We start from the raw sequence: 5,629 nt of genomic DNA, 5'->3' as shown, positions 1-5,629 counted from the left end.
AGCGGTAGGCGCGGCTGCGGGCATGTTCGTGGGGGAAGTAGCGCCAGGCATCGCCGTCGGCGCTGTAGTCTTCGCGCACCGTGCCCCATTGCCGCTCGCTCAGGTAGGGGCCCCAGTCACGCCAGCGCTCGCCGTCAGGCTTGGCCAGGCGCTGGCCTTCAATCGTTTCCAGAATGTTCGTCGCAGGCTGTGCCGTCATCGAGTCTTCCGTCGCGTTCAGAGGTGACGGCCAGTGTAGAGCCCTTCGACGGTGAGATGCACGTGAAGCTGACGTCATCCAGCTCATTCATTTGCAGAATGAAGTCCAGAGGAATCTTCGTTTGCAAGGCGTCGGCAGGCCCAACAAAATCAGGCAACCGTGCCTTTCCTCTCTATAGCCGCCAGGAATTTTTCTATGCCCGCCGCCCGCCCAGTCAGCCCTGACGAGATTCGCAAAGGCTTCTCCAAGGCCATGTCCGACATGTACCGCGATGAAGTGCCGCTGTATGGCGCACTGATGGAACTGGTGGCCGAGACCAATGCCCGGGTGCTGGAAACCGACACCGCGCTGGCTCATCAACTGCAACGCACCGGGGAAATCCAGCGTCTGGACAGGGAGCGCCACGGCGCCATCCGCCTGGGCACCGCTGAAGAACTGGCCACCATCAGCCGCCTGTTCGCGGTGATGGGCATGCAGCCGGTGGGCTATTACGACCTCACGCCGGCCGGGGTACCGGTGCACTCCACCGCCTTTCGCGCCGTGCATGAAAGCGCCCTGCAAACCAGCCCCTTCCGGGTGTTCACTTCGCTGCTGCGCCTGGAGCTGATCGAAAACCCGGAACTGCGGGCCTTCGCCCAGTCAGCCCTGGCCAAGCGTTCGATCTTCACCCCACGCGCCCTTGAGTTGATCCAACAAGCCGAAGCCGACGGCGGCCTCGATGCCGCCCATGCCGAAGAGTTTATCCAGCAAGCCCTGGAAACCTTCCGCTGGCACCACACCGCCACCGTCACGGCCGCGCAATACCAGCAACTGAGCGACCAGCACCGGCTGATCGCCGACGTGGTCGCCTTCAAGGGCCCGCACATCAACCACCTGACACCGCGCACCCTGGACATTGACCAGGTGCAGGCGGCAATGCCCGGCAAAGGCATCACCCCCAAGGCGGTGATCGAAGGCCCGCCCCGCCGCCAGTGCCCGATACTGCTGCGCCAGACCAGCTTCAAGGCCCTGGATGAAGCCATTGCCTTTACCGATGCCAAGGGCAGCCACAGCGCGCGCTTTGGTGAAATCGAACAACGCGGCGTGGCGCTGACCCCCAAGGGCCGCGCGCTGTACGACCAATTGCTGAATGCCGCGCGGGATGAATTGGGCGCGTTTCCGAATGAGGCCAATGCCGGGCGCTACACCGAATTGATGGAGCAGCACTTCCAGGCGTTTCCCGATAATTACCAGCAGATGCGTGAGCAGGAGCTAGCGTACTTCCGCTATTTCGTAACCGAGAAAGGCTTGACCGCCCAGGACAAGTTTAAAACCCTGGACGAACTGATCGCCGCCGGCCACGTGGACGTGGAGCCGTTGGTGTACGAAGATTTTCTGCCGGTGAGTGCGGCGGGGATTTTCCAGTCGAACCTGGGGGATGCGGCGCAGAGTCACTACGCGGCCAACTCCAACCAGGCCGAGTTTGAAAAGGCCCTGGGTCGCCAGACTATCGACGAGTTGAAGTTGTACGGTGAAACCCAGCAGCGCTCGATTGACGAATGCAAGCGCGCGCTGCTGGCTTGAAAGAGAGAGTTCGCCCGGCCACAGCGCATTCCATGCGCCGTCTAAGAGCCCCAGTGCCGGGCGAACGGTTGGCATGATAGGCAGCGGCGGTGCTGCTGTCTTTCGGGCAATTCTGAACAAATCTTCTACTTGGCCGTCGCTTTCTCCAGTTGCTCGACGATCTTGTCTTTGATCAACAGGCGTTTCTTCTTCAGCTTCTCCAGCTCCTCGTCACCGCCGCTTGAGGACTCAAGCTCCAGCACCTCCTTGTCGGCGCTGTCGTATTGGTGGAGCAGCGAATCCAATCGGTTATCGCTCGCCCTGCGTTCATGAATAGCTTCCTTGCTCAAACCCAGGTCCTGATACAGGTCGTGTTTCACTGGCATGGAGTACCTCCGCAAGTTGATCATTGACTGAATACCCCTTGAAGCTAGCCCATCCGGCGGGCTCTTGTCATGTTTGAGATCAACCTGTCGCGTTTGCGTCCCCGTTCGTCGCGGGGCAGACGATTTCATAAAACCTTTGGCGCACGCTGCCCTCCACTGTAGATCGTCACCCGATGGAGAACAGGTTCCATGAATCACGCTGCCAACGCTGTCGACACCCAGTGCATCAACACCATTCGTACCCTCGCCATGGACGCTGTGCAAAAGGCCAACTCCGGCCACCCCGGCACGCCCATGGGCCTGGCGCCCGTCGGTTACACCTTGTGGAGCCGCTTCCTGCGTTATCACCCCGAGCACCCCGACTGGCCCAACCGTGACCGTTTCGTATTGTCGGTGGGCCATGCCTCGATGCTGTTGTATTCGCTGCTGCACCTGGCCGGTGTGGTGGAGATTGATGCCCACGGCAAGCGCTCCGGCCAACCGGCCATCAGCCTGGACGACATCAAGCAGTTCCGGCAGATGAGCTCCAAAACCCCCGGCCACCCCGAATACCGCATGACCACCGGTGTGGAAACCACCACCGGCCCCCTCGGCCAGGGGTGCGCCAACAGCGTCGGCATGGCCATGGCCGAGCGTTGGCTGGCCAAGCGTTTCAACCGTGACGACCAGGTGCTGTTCGACTACAACGTCTACACCCTGTGCGGCGACGGGGACATGATGGAAGGCATCAGCAGCGAAGCCGCGTCCATCGCCGGGCACTTGAAGCTGGAGAACCTGTGCTGGATCTACGACAACAACACCATCAGCATCGAAGGCCACACTGAACTGGCCTTCAGCGAAGACGTGATCAAGCGTTTCCAGGCCTATGGCTGGCATACTTTGCACGTCACCGATGCGAACAACCTGCTGGCCCTGAGCGACGCGCTGAGCACCTTCCAGAAAAACACCGGGGCACCGACCCTGATCGTGGTCGACAGCGTGATTGGCTATGGCTCGCCCCACAAGCACAACACCGCGTCGGCCCATGGCGAGCCTTTGGGCGAAGAAGAAATCCGCCTGACCAAAGCCGCGTACGGCTGGCCCGAAGACTCAAGCTTCCTGGTGCCGGATGAAGCGCGCACGGTCCTGCGGGATGCACTGCTCAAGCGCAGCAAGCCGCTGTATGAGCAATGGACTGAGACCCTGTCCCACCTCGAACAGTACGAACCGGAACTGGCCGATGAACTGCGCCGCATGCGTGCCGGCGAGATGCCCGAGCATTGGCAGGAGCAACTGCCGAGCTTTGCCACTGATGCCAAAGGCGTCGCCAGCCGTGCCGCCGGTGGCGAGGTGTTGAATGCGTTTGCCAAGCAGATCCCATGGCTGCTGGGGGGCTCGGCCGACTTGTCGCCGTCCACCAAGACCAACCTGACGTTCGACGACGCCGGGCGCTTCAGCGCCGAGAACTACGGCGGGCGCAACCTGCACTTCGGCATTCGTGAACATGCCATGGGCGCGATTGCCAACGGCATGGCGCTGTCATACCTGCGGCCCTACACCTCGACCTTCCTGGTGTTCAGCGACTACATGAAGCCGCCGATTCGCCTCGCGGCAATCATGGAGCTGCCGGTGGTGTTCGTGTTTACCCATGACTCGATTGGTGTCGGCGAAGACGGCCCCACTCACCAGCCCATCGAACACCTGACCCAGTTGCGGGCGACGCCGGGTTTGCTGACCCTGCGCCCAGGCGACGCGAATGAAACCCTGGAAGCCTGGAAGATCGCCCTGGCCCAGCCCCATCGGCCAACCTGCGTGGTGCTGTCGCGGCAGAACCTGCCGACCCTGGACCGCACGAAATACGCAGCGGCGACGGGTACATCCCGTGGTGCTTATGTGCTGGCCGGCGCCGATAAGCCCCAGGTGATCCTGATGGCCACCGGCAGTGAAGTCAGCCTGGCGGTGGAAGCCTATGAGCAACTGAAGGCCGAGGGCGTGGCGGCGCAAGTGGTGTCGATGCCGAGCTGGGAACTGTTCGAAGAACAGGACCAGGCCTACCGCGACAGCGTGCTGCCACCCGCAGTGAAGGCACGACTGGTGGTGGAACAGGCCGGCCCATTGGGTTGGGACCGCTACGTGGGGCAAACCGGGGCCAAGGTGGTGATGAACAGCTTTGGCGCCTCGGCACCGCTGTCCAAGTTGCAGGCCAAGTTCGGCTTTACCCTGGACAATGTGGTGAAGCTGGCGAAGGAGCAAGTCAGGCTCAACAGCTGACCCAGTGCATGCCTGCCGGGCGCGGCCTACCGAGGGAAACCTCGGTAGGCCACGCCCTGCTGCTCATTTCCCGCCGGTGACATCCAGGAACGTACCGGTGATGAAGGACGCCTCGGCGCCTGCCAGCCACAGGATCGCCCGAGCCACTTCTTCAGGCTGGCCGCCGCGGCCCATGGGGATCGAATCCTTCACGCGATCAACCCGCCCTGGCTCCCCGCCACTGGCGTGAATGTCGGTGTAGATATGCCCGGGGCGGATGCAGTTGACGCGTATTCCCTCCCTGGCCACTTCCTTGGCAAACCCGATGGTGAAGGTCTCGAGAGCACCCTTTGATGCGGCATAGTCGACATATTCGTTGGGGCTGCCCAGCCGGGCGGATGCCGACGAGATATTGATCACGGCACCACCCCGCCCCTGGTGACGAAACGACATGCGCTTCACCGCTTGCTGGGCACACAGCATCGGCCCGATCGCGTTGACCGCGAAAATCCGCTGCATCCGCTCGAACGGCAAGTCTTCGACCCGGGACTGCAATGCGTTGATCCCGGCGTTGTTAACCAGCACATCGATGCGCCCGAACGCCCGATCTATCGCCGCAAATAACTGGACGACCTGCTCCGGGTCTGCGCTGTCCGCGCGTACAGCCAACGCCCGGCGCCCTGCCGCTTCTACATCCGCCACCACCGCGAGGGCGGCAGACTCATCGGAAACGAAGCTGATCGCCACGTCATAACCTTGTGCGGCGGCCAGCCGCGCGGTGGCGGCGCCAACGCCACGACTTCCACCTGTTATCAGAATCAGCGGTGCCTGCGGGACGGTATCCATTGCGCGAACCTTCATGTGGTGGTGGAAAATGCTTTGCCTGCTGTCAGCCGATCAGGATGGTGCCCGTGGCAATCACCACGCACGCCAGCACCTTGCGGACCGTCAGTGTCTCGCCCAGGAAGAAATAGCCGATCAGTGCCGCAAACAGCACGCTGGTCTCGCGCAAGGCCGAGACCGCGCCCATGGGCGCACCGGCCATGGCATAGATAATGATTCCGTAGGCCAGGAGCGACACCAGCCCACCGGCGAAGGCCGTGAAAAACCCGGGCCGCAGGCTGAACAGACTTTTCGGGCCCCGCAGGCCGATATACACCGCCGGCATCAACACGCCCCACAAGGCGCACATCCACACCGTGTAGGCCATCGGCGCACCCGACAGGCGCGCGCCGATGCCGTCTGTCACGCTGTAGGCGGCAATGAAACAGCC

General features: G+C 62.3%; 6 protein-coding genes. 2 read left to right on the top strand and 4 right to left on the bottom strand.

Annotated elements, in window-relative coordinates; genetic code table 11:
- Positions 1 to 199 (bottom strand): hypothetical protein (locus tag HX846_RS28005; RefSeq protein WP_178966535.1); only part of this gene is annotated, 199 nt, incomplete at its 3' end.
- A gap of 195 nt (positions 200 to 394) precedes the next feature.
- Between HX846_RS28005 and HX846_RS28000 the strand changes: the two genes are divergently transcribed.
- Positions 395 to 1,762 carry a VOC family protein gene (locus tag HX846_RS28000; protein ID WP_178966534.1) on the top strand — a complete coding sequence of 456 codons (1,368 nt, stop codon included), beginning with the start codon at positions 395 to 397 and terminating at the stop codon, positions 1,760 to 1,762.
- Positions 1,763 to 1,887: 125 nt separating this feature from the next.
- Here HX846_RS28000 and HX846_RS27995 read toward each other — a convergent pair whose 3' ends face one another.
- Positions 1,888 to 2,127: a DUF465 domain-containing protein gene (locus HX846_RS27995; protein WP_003215657.1), complete on the bottom strand. Its 240-nt coding sequence runs from the start codon at positions 2,125 to 2,127 to the stop codon at positions 1,888 to 1,890.
- 189 nt (positions 2,128 to 2,316) lie between these two features.
- Between HX846_RS27995 and tkt the strand changes: the two genes are divergently transcribed.
- Entirely contained in the window at positions 2,317 to 4,377 is a 2,061-nt protein-coding gene (tkt, locus tag HX846_RS27990) for a transketolase (RefSeq protein ID WP_178966533.1), read from the top strand.
- A 63-nt stretch (positions 4,378 to 4,440) separates the two neighbouring features.
- Here the strand turns inward: tkt and HX846_RS27985 are convergent, their stop codons facing one another.
- On the bottom strand, positions 4,441 to 5,202 hold the full coding sequence (locus HX846_RS27985) for an SDR family oxidoreductase (protein WP_102368785.1): 762 nt from the start codon (positions 5,200 to 5,202) through the stop codon (positions 4,441 to 4,443).
- A gap of 43 nt (positions 5,203 to 5,245) precedes the next feature.
- Positions 5,246 to 5,629, bottom strand: a 384-nt coding sequence (locus HX846_RS27980; RefSeq protein WP_178966532.1) for a DMT family transporter, incomplete at its 5' end; no start/stop codon positions are given.

The sequence above is a fragment of the Pseudomonas sp. K5002 genome (genome assembly GCF_013386655.1).
Lineage (GTDB): Bacteria > Pseudomonadota > Gammaproteobacteria > Pseudomonadales > Pseudomonadaceae > Aquipseudomonas.
This window is presented reverse-complemented; position numbering and strand designations above follow the sequence as displayed.

Bases quoted from the DNA above. Each gene is read 5' to 3' on its own strand.
- tkt (WP_178966533.1), top strand. From the start codon at position 2,317: ATGAATCACGCTGCCAACGCTGTCGACACCCAGTGCATCAACACCATT.
- HX846_RS27985 (WP_102368785.1), bottom strand. From the start codon at position 5,202: ATGGATACCGTCCCGCAGGCACCGCTGATTCTGATAACAGGTGGAAGT.
- HX846_RS27995 (WP_003215657.1), bottom strand. From the start codon at position 2,127: ATGCCAGTGAAACACGACCTGTATCAGGACCTGGGTTTGAGCAAGGAA.
- HX846_RS28000 (WP_178966534.1), top strand. From the start codon at position 395: ATGCCCGCCGCCCGCCCAGTCAGCCCTGACGAGATTCGCAAAGGCTTC.